This is a genomic window from Mesorhizobium sp. M7A.F.Ca.ET.027.03.2.1, from assembly GCF_003999175.1.
In the GTDB taxonomy this organism is placed as follows: domain Bacteria; phylum Pseudomonadota; class Alphaproteobacteria; order Rhizobiales; family Rhizobiaceae; genus Mesorhizobium.
Map to the genome: position 1 here is coordinate 1 of NZ_RZOM01001867.1, position 487 is coordinate 487.

A 487-nucleotide genomic window follows, 5' to 3' on the forward strand; every position below is an offset into this window, starting at 1 on the left:
CTGCTGTCCGGCGCGCCGGCCAACCCGGCCAGCGCGCCGGACAGCAGCGCCGTCGAGATCAGCACCCGCTCGACATGGATGCCGCCATATCTGGCGGCTTCCGGGTTTTCGCCGGTGACCCTGATCCTGAAGCCGAGCGTCGTGCGCACGATCAGGAACCAGATCAGCGGCGCCGCGATCAGCGCCGCGACGACGCCGAGATGCAGTCTTGTGCCTTCGAGCAGCACCGGGAAATTGGCCGAATCCTCGATCGGCGGCGAGATCGGATAGCCGCTGAAGGAGTCCTTCCACGGGCCCTCGATCAGCGCCATCAGCGCATAATAGATGACCGAGTTGAGCAGCAGCGAACTGACGACATCGTCGACCTTGAATTTAACCCGCAGCGTGGCGGGAACAAGCGCCACCGCCGCACCGGCGGCGGCACCGGCCACCGCCATCAAGACCATGGCGAGCGGTCCCGGCATCGGAATGGCGCCGACAAAGCAGC

At 66.1% G+C, this 487-nt stretch carries 1 pseudogene; it reads right to left on the reverse strand.

Annotated features, from left to right (window positions below):
• Positions 1 to 487, reverse strand: a pseudogene (locus tag EN750_RS38515) (ABC transporter permease); the annotation flags it as partial.